The 25,213-nt window shown below is 60.7% G+C and carries 26 protein-coding genes and 1 tRNA gene; 8 read left to right on the plus strand and 19 right to left on the minus strand.

What is annotated here, in order from left to right; translation table 11 throughout:
- Positions 1-169: 169 nt before the first annotated feature.
- The 7 genes from rpsO to G547_RS0107480 form a co-directional block, all read right to left on the minus strand.
- A complete protein-coding gene (gene rpsO, locus G547_RS0107450; RefSeq protein WP_027329312.1) occupies positions 170-439 on the minus strand; it encodes a 30S ribosomal protein S15 in 270 nt (89 codons plus the stop codon).
- A 157-nt stretch (positions 440-596) separates the two neighbouring features.
- Positions 597-1,553 (minus strand): tRNA pseudouridine(55) synthase TruB, encoded by a 957-nt coding sequence (gene truB, locus G547_RS0107455; protein ID WP_027329313.1) that lies wholly within the window; start codon positions 1,551-1,553, stop codon positions 597-599.
- Positions 1,553-1,969: a 30S ribosome-binding factor RbfA gene (gene rbfA / locus G547_RS0107460; RefSeq protein WP_027329314.1), complete on the minus strand. Its 417-nt coding sequence runs from the start codon at positions 1,967-1,969 to the stop codon at positions 1,553-1,555. Before rbfA ends, truB begins: the two co-directional genes overlap by 1 nt.
- 96 nt (positions 1,970-2,065) lie before the next feature.
- Complete coding sequence (gene infB, locus G547_RS0107465; protein WP_027329315.1) at positions 2,066-4,783, minus strand: translation initiation factor IF-2; 2,718 nt, start codon at positions 4,781-4,783, stop codon at positions 2,066-2,068.
- 60 nt (positions 4,784-4,843) lie between these two features.
- Positions 4,844-6,322 carry a transcription termination factor NusA gene (gene nusA / locus G547_RS0107470; protein WP_027329316.1) on the minus strand — a complete coding sequence of 493 codons (1,479 nt, stop codon included), beginning with the start codon at positions 6,320-6,322 and terminating at the stop codon, positions 4,844-4,846.
- A 67-nt stretch (positions 6,323-6,389) separates the two neighbouring features.
- Entirely contained in the window at positions 6,390-6,851 is a 462-nt protein-coding gene (gene rimP / locus G547_RS0107475) for a ribosome maturation factor RimP (protein WP_027329317.1), read from the minus strand.
- A 223-nt stretch (positions 6,852-7,074) separates the two neighbouring features.
- A tRNA-Met gene (locus G547_RS0107480) sits at positions 7,075-7,151 on the minus strand.
- A gap of 214 nt (positions 7,152-7,365) precedes the next feature.
- Here G547_RS0107480 and G547_RS0107485 point away from each other — a divergent pair.
- Complete coding sequence (locus tag G547_RS0107485) at positions 7,366-7,773, plus strand: DUF4399 domain-containing protein (protein ID WP_027329318.1); 408 nt, start codon at positions 7,366-7,368, stop codon at positions 7,771-7,773.
- 61 nt (positions 7,774-7,834) lie between these two features.
- Here G547_RS0107485 and G547_RS0107490 read toward each other — a convergent pair whose 3' ends face one another.
- From G547_RS0107490 to bioB, 7 genes are all read right to left on the minus strand, one after another.
- Positions 7,835-8,017, minus strand: coding sequence for a DUF3094 family protein (locus tag G547_RS0107490; protein WP_245573415.1), 183 nt, complete (start codon positions 8,015-8,017; stop codon positions 7,835-7,837).
- Positions 8,018-8,132: 115 nt separating this feature from the next.
- A complete protein-coding gene (locus G547_RS22590; RefSeq protein ID WP_051235024.1) occupies positions 8,133-9,167 on the minus strand; it encodes a putative metalloprotease CJM1_0395 family protein in 1,035 nt (344 codons plus the stop codon).
- 26 nt (positions 9,168-9,193) lie between these two features.
- Entirely contained in the window at positions 9,194-9,439 is a 246-nt protein-coding gene (locus G547_RS0107500) for a hypothetical protein (RefSeq protein ID WP_027329320.1), read from the minus strand.
- A gap of 178 nt (positions 9,440-9,617) precedes the next feature.
- Positions 9,618-10,304: a dethiobiotin synthase gene (gene bioD / locus G547_RS0107505; protein WP_027329321.1), complete on the minus strand. Its 687-nt coding sequence runs from the start codon at positions 10,302-10,304 to the stop codon at positions 9,618-9,620.
- 13 nt (positions 10,305-10,317) lie between these two features.
- Positions 10,318-11,958, minus strand: coding sequence for a malonyl-ACP O-methyltransferase BioC (gene bioC / locus G547_RS23010; RefSeq protein ID WP_245573417.1), 1,641 nt, complete (start codon positions 11,956-11,958; stop codon positions 10,318-10,320).
- Complete coding sequence (gene bioF, locus G547_RS0107515; protein ID WP_036187634.1) at positions 11,955-13,157, minus strand: 8-amino-7-oxononanoate synthase; 1,203 nt, start codon at positions 13,155-13,157, stop codon at positions 11,955-11,957. Before bioF ends, bioC begins: the two co-directional genes overlap by 4 nt.
- A 4-nt stretch (positions 13,158-13,161) precedes the next feature.
- A complete protein-coding gene (gene bioB, locus G547_RS0107520) occupies positions 13,162-14,223 on the minus strand; it encodes a biotin synthase BioB (RefSeq protein WP_027329324.1) in 1,062 nt (353 codons plus the stop codon).
- Positions 14,224-14,399: 176 nt separating this feature from the next.
- Between bioB and G547_RS0107525 the strand changes: the two genes are divergently transcribed.
- Both G547_RS0107525 and G547_RS0107530 read left to right on the plus strand, forming a co-directional pair.
- On the plus strand, positions 14,400-15,149 hold the full coding sequence (locus tag G547_RS0107525) for a ComF family protein (protein ID WP_245573418.1): 750 nt from the start codon (positions 14,400-14,402) through the stop codon (positions 15,147-15,149).
- 30 nt (positions 15,150-15,179) lie between these two features.
- Positions 15,180-16,172: a serine/threonine protein kinase gene (locus G547_RS0107530; protein ID WP_027329326.1), complete on the plus strand. Its 993-nt coding sequence runs from the start codon at positions 15,180-15,182 to the stop codon at positions 16,170-16,172.
- On the opposite strand, the gene hflC is transcribed toward G547_RS0107530, so the two are convergent.
- The 3 genes from hflC to G547_RS22600 form a co-directional block, all read right to left on the minus strand.
- Complete coding sequence (hflC, locus tag G547_RS0107535) at positions 16,173-17,111, minus strand: protease modulator HflC (protein WP_027329327.1); 939 nt, start codon at positions 17,109-17,111, stop codon at positions 16,173-16,175.
- Positions 17,108-18,121: an FtsH protease activity modulator HflK gene (gene hflK / locus G547_RS0107540; RefSeq protein WP_027329328.1), complete on the minus strand. Its 1,014-nt coding sequence runs from the start codon at positions 18,119-18,121 to the stop codon at positions 17,108-17,110. Before hflK ends, hflC begins: the two co-directional genes overlap by 4 nt.
- A 95-nt stretch (positions 18,122-18,216) precedes the next feature.
- Positions 18,217-18,936, minus strand: a complete 720-nt coding sequence (locus G547_RS22600; RefSeq protein WP_051235026.1) for a glycerophosphodiester phosphodiesterase — start codon at positions 18,934-18,936, stop codon at positions 18,217-18,219.
- A gap of 144 nt (positions 18,937-19,080) precedes the next feature.
- Between G547_RS22600 and G547_RS0107550 the strand changes: the two genes are divergently transcribed.
- Positions 19,081-20,508 (plus strand): phospholipase D-like domain-containing protein, encoded by a 1,428-nt coding sequence (locus G547_RS0107550; RefSeq protein WP_036187637.1) that lies wholly within the window; start codon positions 19,081-19,083, stop codon positions 20,506-20,508.
- A 63-nt stretch (positions 20,509-20,571) separates the two neighbouring features.
- Complete coding sequence (locus G547_RS0107555; protein ID WP_027329330.1) at positions 20,572-21,312, plus strand: DUF599 domain-containing protein; 741 nt, start codon at positions 20,572-20,574, stop codon at positions 21,310-21,312.
- A 4-nt stretch (positions 21,313-21,316) separates the two neighbouring features.
- On the opposite strand, the gene G547_RS20570 is transcribed toward G547_RS0107555, so the two are convergent.
- Positions 21,317-22,207, minus strand: a complete 891-nt coding sequence (locus tag G547_RS20570; RefSeq protein WP_051235028.1) for a cation diffusion facilitator family transporter — start codon at positions 22,205-22,207, stop codon at positions 21,317-21,319.
- A 112-nt stretch (positions 22,208-22,319) separates the two neighbouring features.
- Between G547_RS20570 and cysE the strand changes: the two genes are divergently transcribed.
- From cysE to G547_RS0107575, 3 genes are all read left to right on the plus strand, one after another.
- The gene (gene cysE / locus G547_RS0107565; protein ID WP_027329331.1) at positions 22,320-23,120 is read left to right on the plus strand and encodes a serine O-acetyltransferase; all 801 of its coding nucleotides are present in this window, start codon (positions 22,320-22,322) and stop codon (positions 23,118-23,120) included.
- Between the two features lie 2 nt (positions 23,121-23,122).
- Positions 23,123-23,647: a DUF411 domain-containing protein gene (locus G547_RS0107570; RefSeq protein ID WP_027329332.1), complete on the plus strand. Its 525-nt coding sequence runs from the start codon at positions 23,123-23,125 to the stop codon at positions 23,645-23,647.
- A gap of 290 nt (positions 23,648-23,937) precedes the next feature.
- Complete coding sequence (locus G547_RS0107575) at positions 23,938-24,294, plus strand: hypothetical protein (protein ID WP_027329333.1); 357 nt, start codon at positions 23,938-23,940, stop codon at positions 24,292-24,294.
- A gap of 31 nt (positions 24,295-24,325) precedes the next feature.
- Here G547_RS0107575 and G547_RS0107580 read toward each other — a convergent pair whose 3' ends face one another.
- Positions 24,326-24,904: an HNH endonuclease gene (locus tag G547_RS0107580; protein WP_036187640.1), complete on the minus strand. Its 579-nt coding sequence runs from the start codon at positions 24,902-24,904 to the stop codon at positions 24,326-24,328.
- Between the last annotated feature and the right edge of the window lie 309 nt (positions 24,905-25,213).

The following is a 25,213-nucleotide window of genomic DNA, read 5'->3' on the forward strand; positions in this document are numbered from 1 at the left end:
TGCGCGACATCAGAAGGGTTCTGGCTATCTTGCAGATCGCTTGCGGGCGACAATCACGCCGACCGCGGATGGCTCCTCGGATACATTCATCAGAGCCGGTTACAGCCCACCAGCCCGGAAGCTGGAGGGCGGAAAAAAGAGTGCCCGCCGATAGGCGGGCACTGAACTTCTACCGACGCAGACCCAGTTTCTGAATCAAGTCAGCATAACGCTTGGTGTTCTTACCTTTCAGATAATCCAGCAGCTTACGGCGCTGGTTCACCATCCGGATAAGGCCACGGCGCGAGTGGTGATCCTGTTTGTGATCCGAGAAGTGCTCCTGGAGCTTGTTGATGTTGGCGGTCAACAACGCTACCTGAACTTCCGGAGAACCGGTATCACCTTCAGCCTGTTGGTGCTCTTTTACCACGTCAGCTTTTTCTGCAGCACTCAGTGCCATAGTCATTTCCTCTTTGAATATGCCATTAATGAAAGCAGCCGCACCCGCGCATATTTACAGGTGGGTTGTGTGCCCGAGAGCAAGGCCTCGGGGTTTGCCAGCCGAAGCTGGCGAACAGGGTCGGGACGCGCTAGCGTCGTTTCACATTATCGCTCGGTCAGCTCGCCACAGCCGCGGCCACAATGCGCTTGGGTGCCACGCGGCCCTCATCATCAAGCTCGCCCAGGCCCAGGAACTGCGGGCTCTCGCCGCCTGCGACAAAGACCCGCACCATATCACCTTCATCGCCCAGGCGATAGACCTGGGGGTCCATCACCGGGTTGCCCTGGCGGAAGTAGTAGCCGCTGTCGGCGGGCAGGGTCAGGGCCGGTAATTCCGCCACCGGGGTATCGGGCGGCAGCAGGTGATGGTCCAAGTGCTCCGCCAATCCGTCACCTCTTTCCTCTTCCAGCTCGTCTAGGCTGATGGCGTTCGCCACGTCAAACGGACCACTGCGGGTGCGGTGCAGGCGCTCCACTCGGGCCCCACAATCCAGAGCCTGACCGACGTCCTCGGCCAGGGTACGGACGTAAGTGCCCTTGGAACAGAAAACTTCGACATCCACTTCGGCCTTCGGCCCCGGGCGAAAATCCAGCAGTTCGAGTTTGAAAATGGTGACTGGCCGGGGCCGGCGCTCGACTTCCTTTCCTTCTCGTGCCAGCTTGTACAGGGGTTGGCCGTTCAGCTTCAGAGCGGAATACATGGGCGGAACCTGTTCAATGTCGCCCACGAACCGCGCCAGAGCCTCAACCACCTGCTCCCGGGTAATGCCGGAGGCATCCGCCTCGTGCAGCACTTCGCCCTCGGCATCACCGGTGCTGGTCACCACACCCAGCTTGAAGGTGCTTTGGTAGCCTTTTTCGGCATCCAGAAGAAACTGGGAAAACTTGGTGGCCTCACCAAAACACAGTGGCAGCAGACCCGTAGCCAAAGGATCCAGACTGCCGGTATGGCCGGCTTTGGCAGCAAAAAACAGGCGTTTGGCCCGTTGCAGTGCGTGATTAGAGCTCATGCCTGCCGCTTTGTTCAGTAAAAGGACGCCGTCAACCAGGCGACCTTTGCGACGACGCCCCATCAATCCTCCCCGTCGGAGTCATTCTGCCCGTCGGCTTCCTCCCGACGGTGCCGGGCCCGGTCATCGGCCACGGCGCGGTCAATCAGGCTGGACAGTTCCTGGCCGCGGATCGCGGTTTTATCGTAGAGAAACTGCAACCGGGGCACCGTGCGCATATTCATTTCCTTGGCCAGCAAGGTGCGTAAAAAACCCGCGGCGCCATTCAGGCGCTTGGCGCCTTCAAGGCCCTGCTCGTCACTCTCGCTGCCGACGAAGGTCACGTAGACCTTGGCAAAGGCCATGTCCCGGGTAACGGTCACATCGTTGATGTTGACCATTCCGATACGGGGGTCGCGCACTTCCTGCGGAATCAGTTTTGCCAGGAGTCGCTGGATGGCGTCGGACACCCGGTCCGCGCGCGTAAATTCTCTGGGCATCGCCCACTCACCTCACTCAATTTTAGCGGCGTATTAAGACAAGAGCGCCCCGGCGACCATTGGTCACCGGGGCTGCTGCCTGGAATCGGTCCCGGATCAGAGGTTGCGAGCGACTTCCTTCACTTCGTAAACTTCGATCTGGTCGCCGACTTTTACGTCGTAGTTCTTCACACCAATACCGCATTCCATGCCATTGCGCACTTCGTTGACGTCATCTTTGTAGCGACGCAGGGATTCCAGCTCACCTTCAAAGATCACAACATTGTCACGCAACACGCGAATGGGCTTGTTCCGGTAGACCGTGCCTTCGGTCACCATACAGCCGGCTACCTGGCCGAACTTGGGCGAACTGAACACTTCGCGTACATCGGCAATACCGACGATGGTTTCCACCCGCTCGGGCTCCAGCATACCGCTGAGGGCGCCTTTCACATCATCCAGCAGTTGGTAGATGATGCTGTAGTAGCGAATTTCCACACCTTCGGCCTCGGCCAGGCGGCGGGTGGCGGCGGATGCCCGGACATTGAAGCCGAACACGATGGCACCGGAGGTCACCGCCAGGTTGACGTCATTCTCGGTAATGCCGCCAACGCCGGACGAAACGATGTTGACTTCGACCTCTTCGTTGCCAATTTCAGCCAGTGAAGATTGCAGGGCTTCCAGAGAACCGCGCACGTCGGCCTTGACCACGACCGGAAGCACTTTGGTCTGATCGGACTCCATGTTTGCAAACATGTTTTCCAGCTTGGCGGCCTGTTGGCGCTGAAGCTTCTCCTTGCGCTCTTTTTCGACGCGGAACTCAGCCACATCGCGAGCCTTGCGTTCGTCTTCAAGCACGGCAAAGTCATCGCCGGCACTGGGCGCGTTGTCCAGACCCAGAATCTCCACCGGCGAGGATGGGCCAACCTCTTTGACCTGCTGACCCAGTTCGTTGGTCATCGCGCGGACACGACCGTAGCTCTGCCCGGCAAGCACCAGGTCGCCGTGTTTCAGCGTACCCTGCTGCACCAACAGGGTCGCCACCACGCCGCGGCCTTTCTCGACGCTGGATTCAACCACTACGCCCTGGGCGGGAGCATCGGCCACCGCCCTGAGCTCCAGAATTTCCGCCTGCAGCGACACGGCTTCGAGCAACGCTTCGACGCCGTCACCGGTATGAGCGGAGACTTCAATGAACTGGGTATCACCGCCCCAGTCTTCCGGAATGACATCTTTCGCGGCCAATTCATTTTTTACCCGATCCGGGTCTGCGTTCTCTTTGTCGCATTTGTTAATCGCGACAACGATGGGCACACCGGCGGCCTTGGAGTGCTGAATGGCCTCTTCGGTCTGTGGCATAACGCCGTCGTCGGCGGCCACCACCAGAATCACCACGTCGGTGCACTGGGCGCCGCGTGCACGCATGGCGGTAAACGCGGCGTGGCCCGGGGTATCCAGAAACGCGATATCGCCGTGGGCGGTATGCACCCGATAGGCACCGATGTGCTGGGTAATACCACCGGCTTCGCCGGAGGCCACTTTGGTTTTCCGGATGTAGTCAAGCAGAGAGGTCTTCCCGTGGTCGACGTGGCCCATAACGGTAACCACTGGCGCCCGTGGTTGGCCTTCGCCCTGGATCTCCAGCTCTTCTTCGAGCTTGTGCTCGATTTCGTCCTCGCTTTTCAGAACCGGGTTGTGACCGTATTCTTCTACCAAAAGCTGTGAGGTTTCCTGATCCAGTGGCTGGTTGATGGTCGCCATCACGCCCATCTTCATCAGTCGCTTGATCACATCGCCCGCTTTGACGCTCATTCGCTGCGCCAGATCGGCGACGGTGATGATCTCGGGAATATCTACGTCTTTAATAATCTGACCTGTCGGTTTCTTAAAGGCATGTTTGTTGGAAGCTTTGTGGGCCGCACGCACACTGCGACGACGCGCCAAGACCTCTTGGGACTCGGTTTCCTCGGCCACCATGGCGTACAAATCTGCCTTGGAGTTTTTCTTCGGGCCCATACCGCGCTTGCCCTTGCCGGCGCGTTTACGGTGCTTGGAGCCCTCGTCGTCGTCAAACTCCTTGACGTGGCGATCTTTCTTTTTGCCTTGTTTGGGATCGTCTTTGTCCCCTGTCGGCGCATCCACCACGGCGGCGGCGCGCTCCGCACGGGCCGCTTCCTGGGCCTTGCGGACTTCTTCCTGCGCCTTCAGTTCGGCTTCGCGCTGTGCTTCTTCGGCCTTACGACGTTCCTGCGCGCGCAGACGAATCTCTTCCGCATCGTCGATAAAAGAGGGGCGAGACGGCGCGGGTTCGGCCTCCGACTCTTTTGCCGCCTCTTCGGTCTTGTTCTCGGCGTCGGTTTCCGTCGATGCCTTTTCGGCTTTTTCCGCTTCAGCTTTCGAGGCTTCGGCTTCGGCCTGAGCCTTTTGCGCTTCTTCGGCCGCCTTCTGTTCCGCTTCGATGCGCGCCGCTTCCGCAGCCGCGGTTTCTTCCGCCACCCGTTGCGCTTCGGCCTCAGCTTCCGCCTGAGCTTCCTGAGGATCACGCTTCACGTAAGTGCGCTTCTTACGCACTTCCACGTTAACGGTTTTGCGCGCGGAGCCACTGCCCGTTTTCAGGGTAGTCGTGGTTTTGCGCTTGAGCGTAATTTTCCGGGGCCCATCCGAGGACTCGCCGTGGCTGGTTTTGAGGTAAGTCAGCAGAGTTTGCTTCTCCTCGTCAGACACCAGCGCGTCTTCGGTTTTCTGGCTCAGACCAGCCTCTTGCATTTGCTTGAGCAAACGCTCGACCGGTGCGCCCACAGATTTGGCGAGTTCGCTAACTGTTACTTCTGCCATTATGTTTCCTCAGTGTTGTTCGTTGCCCGCGATGCTCGACCTGAATAACCGCTTCAGGAATCAGGCAAACCAGGGCTCGCGCGCTTTCATAATCAGCGCCGCCGCGCGCTCTTCGTCCATGCCTTCGATCTCCAGCAGATCATCAATCGCCTGCTCGGCCAGATCTTCCATGGTGACGATGCCGCGCCCCGCAAGGGTCTTGGCCAGGGCCTCATCCATGCCCTCCATATTCAGCAGGTCTTCCGCCGGCTCCGAGTCGCCTTGTTCTTCCGAGGCCAGGGCCTGGGTCAGCAGCGCGTCTTTGGCGCGCGCTCTCAATTCTTCGGCGATGTCTTCATCGAACCCTTCGATGGCCAGCATTTCGTCCAGCGGTACATAAGCCACTTCTTCCAGCGAGGTAAAGCCTTCCTCGACCAGCACGCCAGCGATGTCTTCATCCACATCCAGCGCGTTCATGAACAGCTCGATATAGCTGCCGGATTCCTCTTCCTGCTTGGACTGCCACTCTTCCAGGCTCATCACGTTGATGTCCCAGCCGGTCAGCTCGCAGGCCAGGCGAACGTTCTGCCCGCCGCGGCCGATGGCCATGGCCAGGTTGTCTTCGCTGACGGCCAGGTCCATTGAACCGGCATCTTCATCCACCACAATGGATTCGATTTCGGCCGGCGACATGGCGTTGATCACAAACTGGGCCGGGTTATCGTCCCAAAGAACAATGTCCACCCGCTCATTGCCGAGTTCGTTGGAGACCGCCTGGACGCGCGAACCGCGCATCCCAACGCAGGCACCGACCGGATCGATCCGTCCGTCATTGGTGTTGACCGCGATTTTAGCCCGCAGGCCCGGATCGCGCGCCGCGCCTTTGATCTCGATGACTTCCTCGGCGATTTCCGGAACCTCAATTTTGAACAGCTCGATCAGCATTTCCGGGCAGGAGCGGCTCAGGAACAATTGGGGGCCACGAACTTCGCTGCGCACTTCCTGCAGCAGGGCACGTACCCGATCACCGACGCGGAAAATTTCCCGCCCCACCAGCTGATCGCGTGGCAACAGACCTTCGGCGTTGTTGCCGAGATCCACAATGATACTATCGCGCGTGACTTTTTTCACGGTACCGCTAACCAGCTCACCCACCTGGTCGCGATACTCTTCAACCATCTGGGCCCGCTCGGCTTCGCGGACTTTCTGTACGATGACCTGTTTGGCGGTCTGGGCGGCGATGCGGCCAAATTCGACGTTCTCGATCTTCTCTCGATAGACGTCACCCACCTGAAGATCGGGATCTTTTTCCGCCGCTTCTTCGGTGGTCAGTTGGGTACCGAGCTCAGCCAAAACGTCATCGGAAACCACTTCCCAGGTACGGAAGGTTTCGTAGTCGCCGGTGGCGCGGTCAATCTGAACGTCGATATTGGAATCTTCGTCAAACCGCTTTTTGGTGGCCGTGGCCAGCGCGGATTCGATGGCCTGGAAAATAATCTCTTTTCCCACACCTTTTTCATTTGACACCGCATCGGCGACCAACAAAATTTCTTTGTTCATGAGCTTGCCTCGTTAAACTCCTTCACCTGACACCGCAGGGCTTCTAATGGCCCGACAACACAGACGACTAGAAGCGTGGGACCAAATTCGCTTTTTCAATCGACCCGAATGACAGAACGTGCTCTGCACCGTCCACTATCATTACCACCGAGTCCCCTTCTACAGCCTTCAACTGGCCTTTAAATTTTCTCCGCCCAGCAATGGGCGCGCGGGTTTTCAGTGCAATCACCTCACCGATGTAGCGACCGTAATGTTCGGGCGTAAACAACGGGCGATCCATTCCCGGCGATGACACTTCCAGGGTGTAGCGATTGCTGATGGGGTCTTCCACATCCAGCACACTGCTCACCTGACGACTGACGCGTTCGCAGTCCTCAAGCATGACACCTTCTTCGCCCTGGCGATCGATATAAATACGCAAGGTGGAGTAGCGGCCCTGGGTGAGAAAATCCAGTCCCCAGAGCTCGCAATCCATTGCCGCGACAACGGGCGCGATCAGCGCATGCAGCTGTTCTTGTTTGGACGCCATGAAAACAAATCACCTGTGTGGCGGGGTGCCGCCCAAACAAAAAATGGGCCAGAGGCCCATTTTTTGAAACTGCGGCCACAGGCCTCTGTGGCAGGGGAACACCCCTTTTTTCAAATACAAAAAAGCCCCATAACAGGGGCTTATTCGAGCGCCGGCTTCTTTAAAGGCCGACTGGGAAAGCTGAAAACCGTTCAAAAAGGTCCCTCATCAACTTTCCGAAAAGTGGTAGCGGGGGCTGGATTTGAACCAACGACCTTCGGGTTATGAGCCCGACGAGCTACCAGACTGCTCCACCCCGCAACTTCAACTCAGAGAGCATGTCTCTGCCCGTCTGAGGTGGCGCATTATAGGGGCAGCCCCCAGGTGGGTCAACCCCGATTTCAGTTTATTTCCAGGGACTTGCCCGATTATCTTTCTTTACACTTTAACCGGCCCGTTCGGGTATCGACTCGAGTGGAGCCACCCTATAATGATCGGGATTGATGTCAATTCCATTAATGCACGGAGGTTTTTCATGACACACCCACTGCGTACACTGGCCGCCACCTTTTTTCTGGGCCTTTTCGCCCTGAGCGCCCAGGCACAGAACGCCTATATCATCTCTCCCGCTGACGGCGAAACGGTTACCAGCCCCGTCACCATCAAGTTCGGACTTCAGGGCGCCGGCGTGGCTCCCGCCGGTGTGGAGCGGGAGGGCACCGGTCACCATCACCTCCTGATCGACCTGGACAAGCTGCCGGCCCTGGACAAACCCATTCCGGCCGATGACCAGCACGTGCACTTCGGCGGTGGCCAGACCGAGACAACCGTTGAGTTGGAGCCCGGAAAGCACACCCTGCAACTGTTGCTGGGTGACCATATGCACCGCCCCCATACGCCCCCGGTCATGTCGAAAAAAGTCACCATTACCGTCGAGGAATAACACCCGATGGTTCAGCCGGCCCACCCCGGGCCGGCCCCCTCTATTCCAACTTCCTTTCGCGTTAAACCACGCCTTGTGTCCAGGCAATCAGGTAACTGATGCCACTGAGGACGGTCAGGACCACCAGAATCACGCCCAGCAGCAGCCAGGGGCGAAAGGGCTTGCGCTCCACACTATTGACCCCACGATGAACGACGGCATCGACTCGGGCCTGATCTTCCGGGGAAAGTTTGGGTTTTTGCACGAGAGGCCTCCAACAAGGCACGCCGCGAACCTGGCTCGCGATCGACATTCAGGGAGGAAGAAGTATAAAGGGATTGCCGGGCGGATGTCAGGGGTATGAGTGCCGGCAAATGTGACTACACACGTTGATCCAGACGGTCCCCCGGCTGTCGACTGTCCACCAATGCGGACAGCTCGACCAGCTGCACATAGGTATCAATATTGCGACGCCGGGTCTCGTCGGCCAACACCTGGCGACTATCATCGCGAGCCTCCCGTTCGCGCTCTTCGCGCCCGGAAGGATTCTCGCCCGTCGTCTCAGATTGAATCCGGTTTTCGGAGCCCGCTTCCTCCGATGAGTTCTCGGCCTCGGCCCGAACGTCTTCCACCTGCTGCCGCCTCAGCTCCGCCCGAGCCTCCGCCTCCATCTGGGCCGCTTGCGCTGCCACACGGCGATCGGTATCGGAGGGCTCCGCTGGCGCATACGCGGCGCGGCGAATCTGTTGCGCCTTCTCGATGGTTGCCTGGGGGTCATTGGGCACAGCGCTGGTATCGATAGGCACTTCGCCCGATACCGCATACGAGACCCCATCCGGGCCGCGCTCGTATTCGTATTGCGGGGCCCCGGCATAACGCCCGCCGAGGGCAGCGTGGGCCTGTTCATGCTGGCGAACCTCACGGTCCCGCTCCGAGAGTTCGCGCACTTCTTTCTGGGTCTCCAACTCTTGCTGGCGCTCCAGGCTGGCCCGAATATCGTTCTCGGCGCGCGCGCGGTCTTCAACGGTCTGCGCCTCGGAGCCTCGCGCCTGCTGAGCGGATACCAAGGGCCGCTCATTCGTCTGTGTCGGCGCTGCGGCCGCTTCGGAGGCGAACGCCGCCCGGCCGCCACTGGAGATAATGACATCGTCATCGCTCCGCGTCGGCTCGGCACCCTCTCCGGTGTCGCGCCCAGCGGCATCAGCACGACCTTTCGCCAGCCTGGCCTGTTCTTCCGCTTCTCCGGGACGCTGATCGGGAGAGCGCCAGTTCTCGCCGCGAGCAGATTCCGCCGACTCCTCGAGTGGCTTCAGGGTGCTGGCACGCAGATCTTCCATTTCCTGACCAACGGGCGCACGGCCGAGAGGCGCGTAGGGCGCTACGGCATTGGCATAATTGGAAGGAATGGGCATCATTGCGCTTGGCTCCGCAGAATCATGGCTTACGCCATGGTGTCAATCAGCCGCCCGACATTCTCGTCGGCGGCCTCAAGCACACGAGCCGAACTGTCGAACACCTGCTGTTGCGCTTCGATATTCAACAACGGCTCGACAATCTGGAGGCTCGACGCGGGCTGGGTGGCCGGCGCGGCCGAGGCTTCGGCAATCTGTTGCGCCGAGCTGGTCATTTCTGACTGACTGCGCTGCATGCCGATGAGCGCCTGGTTAACCGCTGCACCTATTTCCATTATTCACTCCCACTGTGTGTTGTCCGAGGGGGACGGCTGCATGGCCACAAGGCGTGGATGCCCCATGGACCTTTCGTCACCATAGTTTAGCCGGATACCTGCTCAAAAAACAGTCAGAACCGGCAAACCTTCAGAGCTTTTAGGATTAAAACGGGAGCTTATAGAACGAGGCGGAATATCAGGAGAGTTTTAGCGGCTCCAACGACAGATACTCGGCAAGGGCACCAGGCGCTGGATTCTCCAGAAAAGGCACGCAGCCAAGGCACGGCGCACGCAGGCGCTGCCCCAGGGCATCAATATTTTCGCCCAGACGGGGCATATCCGGATCGATAATATTCGCCACCCACCCCGCAAGAGGCAAGCCATCCCGGGCGATCGCTTCAGCGGTCAACAGGGCGTGATTGATACAGCCGAGGCGCACTCCAATCACCAGAATCACCGGCAACCCAAGCGTGCGGGCGAGGTCGGCCAGAGTCTCAGCGGGGTTGAGCGGTACCCGCCAACCGCCGGCACCTTCGACCAACGTAAAGTCCGCCTGACCCAGCACCCCCCGACAATAGCCGGCCAGGCGATCGGCGGAGAGGGGGCGGCGCGCTTCCAACGCCGCGATATGGGGCGCGATTGCCGGTTCCAGGGCTACCGGGTTGATCTGTTCGTAGGCCAGGGGGCGATTGATCACCGCCTGGAGGGCCAGGGCATCCTCATTGCGCAGGCCGTCCGGCGTCGGCTCACAACCCGCCGCCACCGGCTTAAGGGCGGCAGTGCTGAGTCCGGCGCTGCCCGCCGCATGGAGCAGCCCGGTGGCAATCGCGGTTTTGCCCACACCGGTGTCAGTACCGGTCACGAAGAAAGCGGATCGTGGCATAACTCTACTATTCTCAAATTGATGGCGCTTCGGGCGCCGGGAGAGCCGGCTTCGCAGCGCGGATATAGAAAACTTCGTAACTCGCGGGCAGACGCCCGTCTTCGCCCCGAAATGCCTCATAGGCGGCCTTGAGGGCGGTCATTTTCTGACGTCCGGTCAAACCTTCGGGCTGGCCGCGGTTCACGTTGTGCGCCCCGAGGGCTTTGAGCTCACGGGTCAGCTCCGTCAGAGAGTCGTACCTCAGTACGCGCTCTTCACTCTCGCGAACCACCCCCGAAAAACCCGCGCCCTCCAAGGCTCCGGTCACACTCGTCTCCGCGGAGAAGCGGTTGACGTGCACATACCCATCGACCGCCTGCCAGGCGCTCTTCAGTTCCCATAAGGTTCTGGGCCCCAGGGTGGAAAACACCAGCTGACCGCCGGGCCTGAGCACGCGCCAGAGCTCGCCAAAGAGGCTGGGCAGATGTTCGCACCACTGCACCGACAGGCTGGAAAACACCAGATCCACACTCGAGTCCGCCAGGGGCAGCTCCTCCGCGTCGGCACATAGCCACACGGCGGGCACAGAACGTTCCTGACGGGCGAAGCTCAACATTCCCTCAGCGATATCCAGCCCGATCAGTTGGGCGTTCGGCAGCCGGTGGGCCAGCCGTTCGGCGAAGTAGCCGGTACCACACCCCAGATCCAGCATCCGCTCGACCCGCTCCGGGGCCAGCCCGCCAAGCTGGTTGAGCAGGGTTTCCCCGACCGACCGCTGCAGGCGGGCTACGCTGTCGTAGCTCCCCGCCGCGCGGCTGAAAGAGTTCGCCACCCGGCGTTTGTCCAATTGACCGGTGGTCAGCCGTAAAAAGTGCAGGATACTTTCCCCCACCCGCTCGGGCCGGCTCCAGTGAGGGGCATGCCCCGCGCCCGCGACCACCGACACGCGCTGGCGCTGGTTGAGCGCCGGGATCGGCCCGGCCGCCGCCAGCGGAACCAGTGCGTCGTGCTCGCCAAACAGGTGCAGCCCGGGCTGGCGTAGACGGGCCAGGTGCTCGGTATTGTCCAGCCCCGCCAGACACCGCAGGGCGTCGCTCCAGCGGCCGGTTGCCTGATGCCAGGGCTCAAGCGCCCCCAGTGCCGCGCGCAGCTCCCGCTCCCGTTCATCGCCGTGTGCCACCAAACCAACAAACCGCCTCAATCCTTTTTCAGCGGAGCGCTCGAATTCCTCGTTGAAGCGTCGGTTCACGGACGCGGCCATGGCATGAGGCCATTGTTGATCGGCGACAAAGCGCAAATTGCTCGCAATAGTTACCAGGCGTGTCACCCGTTCTGGATAGCGGGCCGCCAGGGCCACCGCCAGCATACCTCCCAGGGACCAGCCCACCAGAGTCACCCGGGAGGGAAGGCTTTGCAGCACCTGTTCGAGGACCGCCTCCTGTTCAAATTCGCCATCCCCAGGGGTGTCCCCAAAACCGGGCAAGTCCAGGGCGATCACATCACTGAATTGCCGCAGCAGGGGCAGCAACGGCTCCCAACTGCGACTGTCGAAGCCCCAGCCGTGCAGGAGCACGATGGGCTCTTCCCCGGTCGCACTCAACGCCGGGTAGTAATGGGCCGCCAGGGGCGCGTTTTGCGCCCGGGGGGCCGTGATGGGAATCATGGATTCGTTCACGGTTTCTCCAAATTTTCCGGACCCGCCACCGAAGCCAGACTCTCCCCCAGGGCGGCCAGCAGGCCATCGACCTGGGCCTCGGTATGAGCGGCGCTGAGTGTCACCCTCAGGCGAGCGCTTCCGGCCGGCACCGTGGGCGGGCGAATCGCGACGACCCAATAACCGCGCGCCTCCAGGGCCGAGGCCAGAGCCAGCGCCCGGCGCTCATCACCGATCAGTAGCGGCTGCACGGCCGTGTGGGAGTCCATCAGCGTCAACCCCAGCGCTCGGGCGCCTTTGCGGAATTGGGCGACCCGGGCCTGGAGGGATTGCCGTCGCCAGCCCTCCTCTTGCACCAGACGCAGGCTGGCGCGGGTGGCGGCCGCCACCGCCGGAGGCAAGGCGGTGGTGTAGATGTAGGGGCGGGCAAACTGGATGAGGGTTTCGATCAGGGTCTCACTGCCGGCCACGAACGCCCCGGCGGTGCCCAGGGCCTTGCCCAGGGTGCCCATGTAGACCGGCACATCGGCGCTTTCCACACCTTGAGCTTCGAGCGTCCCCCGGCCGTGTTCGCCAAGACAGCCAAAGCCGTGGGCATCGTCGACCATCAACCAGCCGTCATGTCGGTGGGCCACCTCGGCCAGAGTGGCCAGCGGTGCGCAGTCCCCATCCATACTGAAGACCCCGTCCACCACGACCAGCTTGCGGCGCTGCTCGGCCCGTTCCAGCCGGCGGTCGAGGTTATCGGTGTCGTTATGGGGAAAACGTTGAAAACGGGCGCCGCTGAGCAGTCCGGCATCAAGGAGGGAGGCGTGATTGAGACGGTCTTCATAAATGCCATCTCCCTGCCCCACCAGCGCAGTCACCGTGCCCAGGTTGGCCATATAGCCGGTGGAAAACAGCAGGGCGCGCTCGCGTCCGCAAAAATCCGCCAGCTCTTCTTCCAGGGCATGGTGTTCGCGGGAATGGCCGCACACCAGATGAGACGCGCCGCTTCCGGCGCCGAACGCGTCCACCCCGGCTTTGAGTGCGGAGCGGACCTGCGGATGATTGGCCAGGCCGAGGTAGTCGTTGCTGCAAAAACCAATGTAAGAACGCCCGTCCACCACGACCTCAGTGCCCTGGGGGGACTCGATCGTGCGCCGATGACGATAGAGCGAGCGCGCCCGGCGCTCCTCCAGAGCGGGCCGCAGTGCCGCGTCGAGAGAAGCTCCGGCCATGAACTTACTTGGCGGCGTTGTAGAAGTAGCGGTCGTTGCGGACCTCTTCCACCACGCCGGCGAGCTCAACTTCGTCCTGCTCGGCGTCGTCCACATGCACTTCACGCTCTTCGGGTTTGATGCCCAAGCGCTTGAACAGCTGCATGTCTTTGTTGGCTTCCGGGTTGGCGGTGGTCAGAAGCTTTTCGCCGTAGAAAATCGAGTTGGCACCGGCCAGGAAGGCAAGTGCCTGCATCTGGTCGTTCATGTCCTCCCGCCCGGCAGAGAGCCGCACGTGGGATTTGGGCATCAGGATGCGGGCCACGGCGATGGTGCGAACGAATTCGAAGGGGTCCAGTTCAGCTTCTTCGGCAAAAGGCGTACCGGCCACACGCACCAGCATGTTAATGGGAACGGATTCGGGGTGATCCGGCATGTTGGACAACTGCTGCAACAACCCGGCGCGGTCGGTCTGTTCCTCGCCCATGCCGACAATACCGCCACAACAGACTTTCATGCCGGCCCGGCGGACGTTATCCAGGGTCTCCAGGCGATCCTGATAGGTGCGGGTGGTGATCACCTCGCCGTAGTATTCGGGTGAAGTATCCAGGTTGTGGTTGTAGTAGTCCAATCCGGCGTCGGCCAGAGTTTTGGCCTGTTGCTCGTCCAGCATGCCCAGGGTCATGCAGGTTTCCAGGCCCAGGGCCTTGACGCCCTTGACCATATCGGTGACGTAGTTGAGATCCCGGTTCTTGGGGCTGCGCCAGGCCGCGCCCATACAGAAGCGACTGGCACCGCCGGCCTTTGCCGCTTTCGCCTCTTCCAGCACTTTCTCCACCGCCATCAGGCGCTCGCGCTCCAGCCCGGTGTCGTAGCGGGCGCTCTGGGGGCAGTATTTACAATCCTCGGGGCAGGCACCGGTCTTGATGGAGCAGAGGGTGCTCACCTGCACCTGATTCGGGTCGAAATGCGTGCGATGGACCGTCTGGGCCTGAAACATCAGGTCACTGAACGGCAGATCAAACAGGGCGAGAATCTCGTCCCGGGTCCAGTCGTGGCGAATCGGCGGTTGGGCAATGGCGTTCATGGTTCGGTCCCGAATCTGATAGTGTTCCAAAAGCCCTCTATACTAGCGGGCCGGCGGAGGCTGTCAACCGAAAGAAGGCATTTTGGTTTACAGCCGCCGTTGTCGGCGCAGGTATGGACTTTGGGCGCCGGCTCGATCATCATTGGCTTACAGTTACTCAAGGAAGGACCCACACCATGTGGAATGGACTCTTGGCGCAATTTCCCTCAACTCCCCAGCCCTGCCTGCTGTGTGATCTGCCCAGCACCGAGCGCCTGTGTCCGGGCTGTCGCTTTCAATTGCCGTACCTGACCCGTTACCGGCACCGCTGCAGCCTGTGTGCCTTGCCGCTGAACACGGACAGCCACTACTGCGGCCATTGCCTGCAAGAGCCGCCGCCCTTCGAGCGCTGCCGACTGGCCTGCAGTTACGAGTTCCCGTTGGACCACCTGATCCACGCCTTCAAATACCAGCGCCAGCTTACCGCCGGTCGCGCCCTCAGCGAGCTGTTGATCGAGCATCTACAGGCCGAGCGGCAAGACACGGACGAGACCGACTGGCCGGACCTGCTGGTTCCGGTGCCCATGCACTGGTCACGCCGCTTCCAGCGTGGGTTCAACCAGACGGAACTGCTGGCCAAGGACCTCGGCCGCGCCCTGTCTGTGCCGGTACGTAGCCGACTCTGTCGCCGACGCCATCGCACCCGGGCTCAACAGGGCCTGACCCGGACGGCACGCATTCACAACCTGCGGGACGCGTTTGAATTGCGCCCGAATGCTCCCGGCACCTTGTCTGAAAAACGCGTCGCACTGGTGGACGACGTGGTGACCACCACAAGCACCGTGCGAGCCCTGAGCCGCCTACTCAAAAACGCGGGAGCGGCCTCTGTGGAAGTCTGGGCGATTGCGCGCACGCCTGAGGCAGAACTCACAAAGGCTCTCCCATAACCGTTACAATGCGTGTTTGGGAGGGCATCCATGAGTGATATACCGAGCACACATCCTTACGAAGCGCTCTCACCGGATCTGGTTCTGGATGCGGTCGAGAGCTCCGGTTATCTCAGTGACCTGCGCATCCTCGCGCTGAACAGTTACGAGAACCGGGTCTACCAGGTGGGCATGGAAGACGGCCCACCGCTCATCGCAAAATTTTATCGACCCGAGCGTTGGTCCGACGCGCAGATTCAGGAAGAGCATGACTTCACCCAGCATCTTCTGGATTTGGAAGTGTCGGTCGTTCCGCCGCTGCCCGATGCCGAAGGCAAAACGCTGCGGGAGTACCAGGGCTTTCGCTTCGCGCTCTACCGCCGTCAGGGCGGCCACGCCCCCAATCTGGACGACTTCGACGCGCTGCTGACCCTGGGCCGGGTACTCGGGCGGATTCACGCCCTGGGCCGCACGCGCGCCTTTGTCGAGCGCCCCACCCTGGATATCCAAAGCTTCGCCGTCGACAGTTACGAGTTCCTGTTGAGTCATGACTTTCTGCCGGGTGGGTTGCGCGAATCCTACGAAACCCTGGGGGCGGATCTGATTCGTCGGCTCGAGCAGGTGTTTGCCGAAACCGAGTACACCCCCATCCGTTTGCACGGGGACTGCCACCCCGGCAATATCCTCTGGCGCGGCGATGCCCCACACTTCGTGGACTTCGACGATGCCCGCAACGGGCCCGCGGTTCAGGATCTGTGGATGCTGTTATCCGGCGAGCGGGAGCAACAGACGCTTCAGCTGTCGGAAATCGTGGAGGGCTATCAGGAATTCTGCGATTTCAACTTCGGTGAGCTGAATTTGATCGAGGCGCTGCGCACGTTGCGCATCATGAATTACAGTGCCTGGCTCGCGCGCCGCTGGCACGACCCGGCTTTTCCGAGAAGCTTTCCGTGGTTCAATACCGAACGGTACTGGGGTGAACATATCCTGGAGCTGCGCGAGCAGCTGGCGGCTCTCAACGAGCCGCCGCTCGCGCTGTTCTGATCAGCGCTCTTTGCTTTCCAGGTAGCGGAAGAAATCGGAGTCTGCACGAATCATCAGCGTGGCGTTGTCGCCCAGCGCTTCGTAAGTTTCGAGGGTACGCAGGAAGGCGTAAAACTCCGGGTCCGCGCCGAAGGCTTCACCGTAAATACGGATGGCATCGGCGTCGGCCTTACCCCGAATTTCCTCGGCGGTGCGGGCCGCTTCTGAGCGGATCTCGCGCAACTTTTTCTCCATTTCCCCGAGAATCTCCAGACTGCGGCCCTGACCTTCGGCGCGGAAACGCTCGGCAATGGCCTGGCGCTCGGAGATCATGCGATTCTCCACTTGGCGGCGCACTGAATCGATATAGTTCAGGCGTTTGATCCGCACATCCATGAGCTCAATGCCCAGGCTCGGGGTCATTTTGGCGGCGCTTTTGAGAATCTCCGCTTCCAGTTTTTCCCGGCCCAGCTTGGGCTGCTTGGTCAACACCACATCGTCCCGGTCCTGCTCGACTTCATCCAGATCTTCCACGTCGACATTCCAGTCTTTCGAACGCACGATCTCCTCGAGCTCGGTCCCGGAGACGATATCGCGCACCACTGAGTCGATAATGTCGTCCAGCCGGTTCCGGCCACCGCGCTCATCCCGGACGCTGCGCAAGAACTCCAGCGGATCGGTAATACGCCAGCGGGCGGTGGTATCCACCTGGATGAACTCCCGTCCCAGGGTCGGTATCTGGGTCACATCCCCGTCCCAGATCAGCAGACGACGGTCGAAACGACGCACTTCCTGGATAAACGGCAGCTTCCAGTGCAGACCCGGTTCACTGATCACATCGCCCTGAGGATCACCGAACTGAACGATAATGGCCTGCTCGGCCTCGTCCACCACAAAGGCGGAGGAAAAACCGACGATCAGCGCGATCGCCAGAATTACACCCAATATTCCGGTTTTCATTGTTTGGCCTCCTGGCGTGAATCACGAATGTTCATCAGGGGCAAAGGACCCACCTGATCTTCCTGGACCATCAGCACCTGGCCGACCTTTGGTAACAGTTTACCCATGGCTTCGAGGTAAAGCCGCGAACGGGTCACTTCCGGCACGTTGGTGTACTCTTCCATCATGGCGTTGAAGCGGGCGGTTTCCCCGTAGGCGCGGTTCACCCGCTCGGTGGCGTAACCCTCCGCCTCGGCAATCTGCTGCAAGGCTTCACCTTCGGCGCGGGGAATTTGCTGGTTGGCCTTTTTGGTGGCCTCGTTGATCATCCGTTCGCGCTCCTGGCGTGCCTCGTTCACTTCGTTGAAGGCAGGCCGCACCGCTTGGGGCGGCACCACGTCCTGAAGTTCAACGGTAATAATGTGCAGGCCTGAGTCGTAGCTGTTCATTACCTGCTGGACTTCTTCCCTCACTTTCTGGGCGATTTCCACCCGGGCGACAGTCAGCACATCCGAGCCGAGACGGTTGCCCACCACGCGGCGCATAACGGACTCGGAAATGTCCCGCAAAGTGGTGTCAGGTTCACGCTGTTGGTACAGGTATTTGATCGGGTCCTGGATCTGATACTGCACCACCCACTCGACGTCGATCACATTCAGATCGCCCGTGAGCATGAGGGATTCATCGGAGAAGTCTGCCTGGGAGTAGCGACTGGCTTCGTTGCCCCGCTGCCCGACCGTGCGAAAGCCAAACTCCTGCTTCAGTACCCGTGCCGACGCCACGCGCTCGACTGTGTCGACGCCAAAAGGGATTTTGAAGTGCAGCCCGGGGTCGGTAATGTTCACTACGGCACCGAACCGCTTCACCACGGCCTGCTCTTCGGGCTGAACCGTATAGAAGCTGGTAAAACCACCCCAGAGAAGGAGGAGGACGAGGGGAATCAGCAGCCCCAGACCGAGTCCTTTAGGACGAGGGAAATGCTTGGTAAGCTCGGCAAAGTCGTCCTTCAAATTTCGTTGCGAATTATTCATTGTGTGCTCCATGGTCATAGGCGGCCCCGATCAGGCCAGGCCCGCCGAGCGAAGACCTTAACAGAAGCCGGGGCAAGAGTCTTGCTTAGCCCCGCTCATAGCGGCCGGTAATTGGTGAGCACCTCATCCACCCCGGCCCGCAACGCCCAATCCGCTTCCTGTTCGGTTTCAGGCAAGAACGCCAACACACGACCATCGCGACGCTTATAACGGTCGACCACTTGCGGCTTCAACAGGCGCACCCCGCCCAAGCGGGGCGGCAGGGAATAGGTCGCACCGGCGCGGATACCGGCCAGTGGCGTCGCGCCTGTCACGCATGCCAACCCGGCGCGACGACATTCCGGCATGGGCGCCATGCACTCAATTTCCGGCTGATGGTCCAACAACAGTTTCTGATGGGCATTGTCCCAGAACAGAAACCGGGCCCGTTCGTTCAGCAGGGAACGGGCGTCCCCTTGCCAGTGTTCGAGTAGCGCCTCCAGCGTCCGGCGACCCTGCTCCGGCTTGATATCCAGAATCCAGTGATAGCCGCCAAACTCCTCCAGCCACTGGTCGAAAAACAGCAGCGGCTCGCCGCCTTGCAGCCTCACCCCCTCCAGTTCTTTTCGGGTCGCTTCGGTCACCTTGAGCGGGACCCCCGCCACTCGGGTGAGCGTCTCATCGTGCGCCAGCACCAGGTGATTATCGGCAGTGACCCGCAGATCGGTTTCCAGGTGGGTGAAGCCCGCCTCGAGCGCCGCTCGAAAGGCGTTGGCGGTGTTTTCCGTGGCGCTTTCGCACAGCCCTCGATGGCTGATCCAGATCGGATCGGGCATAGTGGTGATCCTGTTCAATCGGCAAAGTGGTGACCGGCACCTGACGGGTCGGTCACCCGTATGATACTCCGCTGTCATTTCTTTGTGGGCCCAATGCGGTAGCATTGCCCCCAGAGACTGATTCATCAGCCAAACGGACGGTTTATGTTCTATTGGATTGTCGCGCTATTTCACTTGGTCGTCATGCCTGTGGCCGCTGTGCACGCCCTGATCTACAAACGGGATCATCGCGCGGCTCTGGGCTGGATTGGCGTTATTCTGGTTTTCCCGGTCGCCGGCCCGCTACTTTATTTCCTCTTCGGTATCAATCGGCTGCGCACCAAAGCGCAACTGTTTGCAGGACACCATTTGCCGGTGATGTTTTTCGGCTACGACCGGAGCAGCCCACCCCTGCCCCAGACACTGGACGGCATGACCAAGCAATTGCCCCACCCCGAACTCGCCAGAGTGGGGGGGCGAGCGACCGGGTCGCCACTATTGCCCGGCAACCGGGTGCGACCGCTTATCAATGGGGAGGCTTTCTTCCCGGCGCTGCTGGAGGCTATCAAGGGCGCCCGACACTGGATTCTGCTCTCGAGTTACCTGTTTGGTTATAAAGGCGTTGCCGAAGAGGTTATCCGGGCGCTGAGCGAGGCCAAGGCACGCGGCGTGGCCGTCTACGTCCTGCTCGACGGCATTGGCACCTGCTACTCCTGGCGTGTTGCTGTCCGACAACTGCGCAGAGCCGAGATTGAGGTGGCCCTGTTTACCCCGCCCTCATTGATCCCGCCCTCGCTGGACATAAACCTGCGCAACCACCGCAAGATTGCCGTTGTTGACCAACAGTTCGGCTTTTTCGGAGGCATCAATATCGACGCTCGACATATGGTGTCCGATAAGCACAACCCCGACCCGACCGAAGATGTCCATTTTCTTGCCGAAGGCCCTCTGGTGGCCGAGCTCAGCCGACTCTTTTGTCACGACTGGGAACTGGTGACCGGCCACTCTCCGGCTCTGGATGAGTTACCCTGCCCCCCTGCCGGAGAAAGCTTTTGCCGACTGATTGACGACGGCCCTCACGATAACCTCAACCATCTGTCGATGACGTTGATCGGTGTGTTTACCGCCGCCCGCGAGCGCATCCGGATCATGGTCCCCTATTTCTTGCCCAATCATGAAATGATCGCGGCACTGCAGGCGGCCGTGCTGCGCGGCGTCAAGGTGGAAGTGATTCTGCCGGAGCGGAGTAACCTGCGCTTCGTGGACTGGGCGACCCGCAATATGCTGTGGGAGCTATTGCTCTGGGAAATGGACGTTCGCCTGAAAAGCGCCCCGTTCGCCCACACCAAGCTGATTCTGGTGGATGACGACTACGCCATGACCGGCTCCGCCAACCTCGACGCCCGCAGCCTGCGCCTTAACTTCGAGCTGGGCGTGGAGTGGTTCGACAAAACGCTGGCGTCCGAGCTGCACCGTTACCTGGACGAGGCGCAGCGCAAGAGTCGCGCTCTGACTCTTGAGGAGCTGGACCGCCGGCCTTTCTGGCAGCGGCTGCGGGATGCATTTTTCTGGCTGTTTTCAAGCTATCTTTAACGTATCATTCAACGACAGGTATCGTCTGACGGGCAAGGTCCCGCTTTTGGAGCCACCCCAACAATGAGTGCTCACAACTGGTTAAACCTGGCCGCCGTCCTCTGGTTCTTTGCCATCTGGGTCGGTTACGCCAGCTTCGCCCGCCATCAGGCGCGCGTGTCCTACAGCCTGTCCTCCGTTCTGCAGATCTACCGCAAGCGTTGGATGCACGCCATGCTGCGGCGGGAAAACCGCATCGGCGATACGGCGCTGATTGCGGGCCTGGAGCGGCAGACGACGTTTCTCGCCTCCACATCGATATTTGTGATCGCCGGTCTGATTACCGTGTTGGCGTCGGTGGAGCAGGTTCACGCCACACTGACCGGACTGCCGTTCTTCAATAAAGAGATGACCTCCCGCCAGCTGCAATTCAAAATCCTGTTGCTGTTATCGATCTACGTATACGCCTTTTTTACGCTCACCTGGGCGGTGCGCCAATACGGCTTCAGCTCCATCTTGCTGGGCGCGGCGCCTTTGGCCACCGACGCGACCGTCACCGAAGAAGAGCGGACGCAATTCGCCTCCAGCGCCGCCAAGATCATTGACCAGGCCGGCCACAGCTATAATTACGGACTGCGGGCCTACTACTTTTCGCTCTCCGTATTGCCCTGGCTGTTCAACACCTGGCTATTTATCGTCGCCACCACGTTGGTGGTGGTGGTTCTCTATCGAAGAGAGTTCCACTCCCGACCGTTGCAGACGCTGGTCAATGAGGTGCGCACTTCCGTCTCAGACTCGCGCAGCGATGAAGGCCCCGGCGGATAGTCGCTCAACGACCGCCCTGGCGAGCATTGATCCCGTGGGCGCCCAAGGGTTCGATGTGAACCGTAGCGGTGACGCCAATGCCCGCCAACTGACGCTCCGCCAGGTCGGCCAGGTCATGAGCCTGGTCCACGCTCCAGTCCCCCGGCACCTGCAGATCCACTTCGGCAAACTGCTGCGCGCCCGCCGCGCGAGTGCGCAGCCGGTGAAAGGCACAGGTATCCGGCGCGGTGTCTTGCAGCAGGCGTTCCAAACGAGCGACTTTTTCCGGGTTCAGGGCGCGGTCCATCAAACCATTGGCGGATTTGAACAATAGGCTACCCCCCTCTTTGACAATATGGATGGCCACCCCGATTGCCACCAGAGGGTCCAACCACAGCTGTTCCGTCCACTGAGCCAGTGCCACCCCCAAAACGACACCCGCGGTAGTCCAGACGTCGGTCATCAGGTGTTTGCCGTCACCTTCCAGTGCCGGCGAGCGCAGCTTTCGGCCCACGCTCAGCAGCAGGCGAGCCACCACCAGGTTGATCACGCTGGCGAGCACGGCAAGCGCGGTGCCGATATTGAGCGATTGCAGGGTTTCCGGATTGAACATCCGCTCCACCGCCGCGATCATGATCGCGACCGCGGCAATGACGATCATCCCGCCCTCAAAGGCGGCGGCAAAATATTCGGCTTTGCCGTGGCCGAAGGGGTGGCCTTCATCGGCGGGGCGGCGAGCGTAGGTGAACATGGCCAGCGCAAAGGCCGCCCCCAGCAGGTTGACGATGGACTCCATCGCATCGGACAGGTAACCCACTGAGTCGGTCAGATCCCAGGCGAGGGTTTTCAGGGCCATCGTCACCAAGGCGGCCGCCAGGGACAGCCAGAGGATCTGCTGTGCTCGTCGATTGGTCATTCGTCGTTCCCGGTGTGAATAAACGCCCAGTGTAACTCAGCAGGGGTGGAAATCCTGAGCCAGTGGCCCAATAATGGCCGCAGAGAGGCCCACGACTGTATAGGATAAGCCCATGACCGCCCAGCTCGCCCCCGTCACCAGCGACCCCGTTTGGGAGGAGATCCGCCAGCAGACCCGCGCCCAGGCCGAAACCGAACCGGTGCTGGCCAGCTTTCTGCACACGACCATTCTCAACCATGACACGCTGGAAGCGGCACTGAGCTTTCACCTGGCCAACAAGCTCGACAGCCCCGCCATGCCGGCGATGCTGATGCGGGAGGTGATTGAAAAAGCACTGAGCGATGACCCGTCCATCGGCGAAGCCGTCCGCGCCGACCTGCTGGCGATCAACGAACGGGACTCGGCCTGCGACTCATCCAGCACGCCTTTTCTCTATTTTAAAGGCTTTCACGCCCTACAGGCCTACCGGGTGGCACACTGGTTATGGCAGCACAAACGCGAGTCTCTGGCACTGTTCCTGCAAAACCGGATTTCCGTGGTGTTCGCGGTGGACATCCATCCGGCGGCCCGCATCGGCAAGGGCATCATGTTTGATCACGCCACCGGCATCGTCATCGGCGAGACCGCCGTGGTGGACGACAACGTATCGATCATGCAGTCGGTCACCCTCGGCGGCACCGGCAAGGAAAGTGGCGACCGTCACCCCAAAGTGCGCAAAGGCGTGCTGATCGGTGCGGGCGCCAAGATCCTGGGCAATATCGAGATCGGCGCCTGCGCCACCGTGGGCGCCGGCAGTGTCGTGCTGAAATCGGTGCCCCCCCGAAAAATCGCGGCGGGCGTCCCCGCCAAAATCATCGGTGACACCCGCTGCCCCCAGCCTTCGCGCAGCATGGATCACCGCCTGGAGGATTGATTATGACCCGAGCACTTCACTTGAGCTTCGCCCTGGCACTGCTGCTGACGTTAGGGGCCTGCGGTGAAACGGCCGACACAGCGGCGGAACCGAGCCAATCCAGCTCGGAACCGGCAAATGCGCCCGAGGCGACAACCCTGACGGTCTACAAAAGCCCGACCTGCGGTTGCTGCGCCGACTGGATCACCCATGTCGAAGGGGCCGGTTTCGATGCCAGCATCGAGCACCCCCAGCAGATGCGGGCCATCAAGATGCAGCTAGGCATCAAGCCCGAGTACAGCTCCTGCCATACGGGAGTCTCCGAGGCGGGCTATGTGTTTGAGGGCCATGTACCGGCCAAGCTGGTTCGGCGCTTTTTGGACAACCCGCCCGAAAACGCCCTCGGACTCGCCGTGCCCCGGATGCCCGTGGGCAGCCCCGGCATGGAAATGGGCGAGCGGTTTGAGCCCTATGACGTCCTTCTCCTCAAAGAAGATGGCGGCAGCGAGGTCTATGCGCGGATAGAGAGCCCAAGCGAGCAGTATTGAGCCATTTAGCACCAAGATGGTGCAACCCTGATTGCTTTTAACCTTCCCCCACGCTTGATCGTGTGGCACTGAGGTCCGGGTCGAGGTAAAGCCTCCCGGGACCGTAGAGCGCGGGATTCGCGGTTGCGAGCCTACAGGGACGTATTCATGGCGTGTCCCGGGAGGCTTTACCTCGACCCGGACCGGAGCTCTTCCCACCTCCAATATCAGCCCGACTCTCATCCACCGCGTCAATGGCCGGCTTTTTGCAATACTCCAGAGCCCTTCGCTTCTCTAGCCCGGAGACTGGAATGCAGTACACCAAGCCAATGATTGAACTGGTGTTTGAAATTCGCCGGCGGGTACCCGCTGATATGAAGCCCGCCGTGAAGCTGGCCAACCCGGAACTGCTGGACGAACTGGTCCTGCACCACCGCAACAGTAAGGACGTTATCTGCCAAACCCTGATAAAGGAACTGCTGCAGTTGGCGGGAGACCCCTGGGACCACGCCCTGGCGGACGTCGAGCACGATGAGGCGATCGCCAAACGGCCCAGGCAGGTCACCAAAGTGTATCGTGGACAGGTCACGCTGGAGGAGGCACCACCGAAAAGAGACGGAGAAAATCCCCGGCCAAAGCGGGTCTATCGGGGGCAGGTGATCGATTGACGGCCGGGAGGCCGCCCAGCCTTTAAGGGTGTCAGACCATCAAAGCCATTTCCGCCCAGTCCCGACGACGGGAGAACTGCGGCCGCAAAAAGTCCATTTGATCGCCCCGAATACGGTCACTATTGATCAACGCCAGGTATTCGGCTGTGTTCGGGCAGAACGGCAGGGCCAGCAACTCCATGCCGAGCTCGGACAGCAGCTGGTTTCCCTTGTGTTGATTGCAGCGTTTGCACGCGGTGACCACGTTGTTCCAGCGGTCTCGCCCGCCCCGACTGATGGGATGCACATGATCACGCGAGAGGTTATCCGGTCCGAACAACCGACCGCAGTAGAGGCACTGGTGATGATCGCGGGCAAACAGGGCCGCGTTGGTGAGCGGCGGAACCAGTCGCATTCGGGCCAGTCGGTTGCCGCCACAGGCGATGATCGCCGGTAGGTCGATCTGGGTTCGCAAGCCCGTGATCCGGGAATGGCCTCCATAGACCCGTCGGACGTGGCCACCATGGGTCCAGCGAACCAGGTCCCGTGCGTACAGACAGACCGCGTCTTTCCAGTTCAGCCACTCAATAGGCTGACCGGCAATATTGAGCCGTAGAATACGTGCTTCCATCGACACCTCCAGTGACCGCTCGGTGCGCTCACGAAAGCCGACTAACCGCGGTCTGAAACCGCCAGCGTCCGGTCGCGTACCGGCGTAGACGACGTACCGATACTCTGTACCCTAACTATGACGCGATTATGTCAAAAGTTCTAGTTGTTTAGATCAGAAAATTACCGACATTGCGCGGAGGGCCAAGGGCTTGGGAGGCATCAGCACCGATACTGCTCTCGCACATCCTTGTGCTTCCCAGCATACGCCCCCCAGGGATGGGGGAAGTGCTGGAAATGCAGGAGCAATTTTCAGTAAGTACATCCCTGT

The sequence above is a fragment of the Marinimicrobium agarilyticum DSM 16975 genome (assembly GCF_000423345.1).
Taxonomy (GTDB): domain Bacteria; phylum Pseudomonadota; class Gammaproteobacteria; order Pseudomonadales; family Cellvibrionaceae; genus Marinimicrobium; species Marinimicrobium agarilyticum.

What these genes read in the sequence shown, in the direction of transcription:
- rpsO (WP_027329312.1), bottom strand. Translation starts at nt 439, where the DNA reads ATGGCACTGAGTGCTGCAGAAAAAGCTGACGTGGTAAAAGAGCACCAA.
- truB (WP_027329313.1), bottom strand. Translation starts at nt 1,553, where the DNA reads ATGGGGCGTCGTCGCAAAGGTCGCCTGGTTGACGGCGTCCTTTTACTG.
- rbfA (WP_027329314.1), bottom strand. Translation starts at nt 1,969, where the DNA reads ATGCCCAGAGAATTTACGCGCGCGGACCGGGTGTCCGACGCCATCCAG.
- infB (WP_027329315.1), bottom strand. Translation starts at nt 4,783, where the DNA reads ATGGCAGAAGTAACAGTTAGCGAACTCGCCAAATCTGTGGGCGCACCG.
- nusA (WP_027329316.1), bottom strand. Translation starts at nt 6,322, where the DNA reads ATGAACAAAGAAATTTTGTTGGTCGCCGATGCGGTGTCAAATGAAAAA.
- rimP (WP_027329317.1), bottom strand. Translation starts at nt 6,851, where the DNA reads ATGGCGTCCAAACAAGAACAGCTGCATGCGCTGATCGCGCCCGTTGTC.
- G547_RS0107485 (WP_027329318.1), top strand. Translation starts at nt 7,366, where the DNA reads ATGACACACCCACTGCGTACACTGGCCGCCACCTTTTTTCTGGGCCTT.
- G547_RS22590 (WP_051235024.1), bottom strand. Translation starts at nt 9,167, where the DNA reads ATGATGCCCATTCCTTCCAATTATGCCAATGCCGTAGCGCCCTACGCG.
- G547_RS0107500 (WP_027329320.1), bottom strand. Translation starts at nt 9,439, where the DNA reads ATGGAAATAGGTGCAGCGGTTAACCAGGCGCTCATCGGCATGCAGCGC.
- bioD (WP_027329321.1), bottom strand. Translation starts at nt 10,304, where the DNA reads ATGCCACGATCCGCTTTCTTCGTGACCGGTACTGACACCGGTGTGGGC.
- bioF (WP_036187634.1), bottom strand. Translation starts at nt 13,157, where the DNA reads ATGGCCGGAGCTTCTCTCGACGCGGCACTGCGGCCCGCTCTGGAGGAG.
- bioB (WP_027329324.1), bottom strand. Translation starts at nt 14,223, where the DNA reads ATGAACGCCATTGCCCAACCGCCGATTCGCCACGACTGGACCCGGGAC.
- G547_RS0107525 (WP_245573418.1), top strand. Translation starts at nt 14,400, where the DNA reads ATGTGGAATGGACTCTTGGCGCAATTTCCCTCAACTCCCCAGCCCTGC.
- G547_RS0107530 (WP_027329326.1), top strand. Translation starts at nt 15,180, where the DNA reads ATGAGTGATATACCGAGCACACATCCTTACGAAGCGCTCTCACCGGAT.
- hflC (WP_027329327.1), bottom strand. Translation starts at nt 17,111, where the DNA reads ATGAAAACCGGAATATTGGGTGTAATTCTGGCGATCGCGCTGATCGTC.
- hflK (WP_027329328.1), bottom strand. Translation starts at nt 18,121, where the DNA reads ATGAATAATTCGCAACGAAATTTGAAGGACGACTTTGCCGAGCTTACC.
- G547_RS22600 (WP_051235026.1), bottom strand. Translation starts at nt 18,936, where the DNA reads ATGCCCGATCCGATCTGGATCAGCCATCGAGGGCTGTGCGAAAGCGCC.
- G547_RS0107550 (WP_036187637.1), top strand. Translation starts at nt 19,081, where the DNA reads ATGTTCTATTGGATTGTCGCGCTATTTCACTTGGTCGTCATGCCTGTG.
- G547_RS0107555 (WP_027329330.1), top strand. Translation starts at nt 20,572, where the DNA reads ATGAGTGCTCACAACTGGTTAAACCTGGCCGCCGTCCTCTGGTTCTTT.
- G547_RS20570 (WP_051235028.1), bottom strand. Translation starts at nt 22,207, where the DNA reads ATGACCAATCGACGAGCACAGCAGATCCTCTGGCTGTCCCTGGCGGCC.
- cysE (WP_027329331.1), top strand. Translation starts at nt 22,320, where the DNA reads ATGACCGCCCAGCTCGCCCCCGTCACCAGCGACCCCGTTTGGGAGGAG.
- G547_RS0107570 (WP_027329332.1), top strand. Translation starts at nt 23,123, where the DNA reads ATGACCCGAGCACTTCACTTGAGCTTCGCCCTGGCACTGCTGCTGACG.
- G547_RS0107575 (WP_027329333.1), top strand. Translation starts at nt 23,938, where the DNA reads ATGCAGTACACCAAGCCAATGATTGAACTGGTGTTTGAAATTCGCCGG.
- G547_RS0107580 (WP_036187640.1), bottom strand. Translation starts at nt 24,904, where the DNA reads ATGGAAGCACGTATTCTACGGCTCAATATTGCCGGTCAGCCTATTGAG.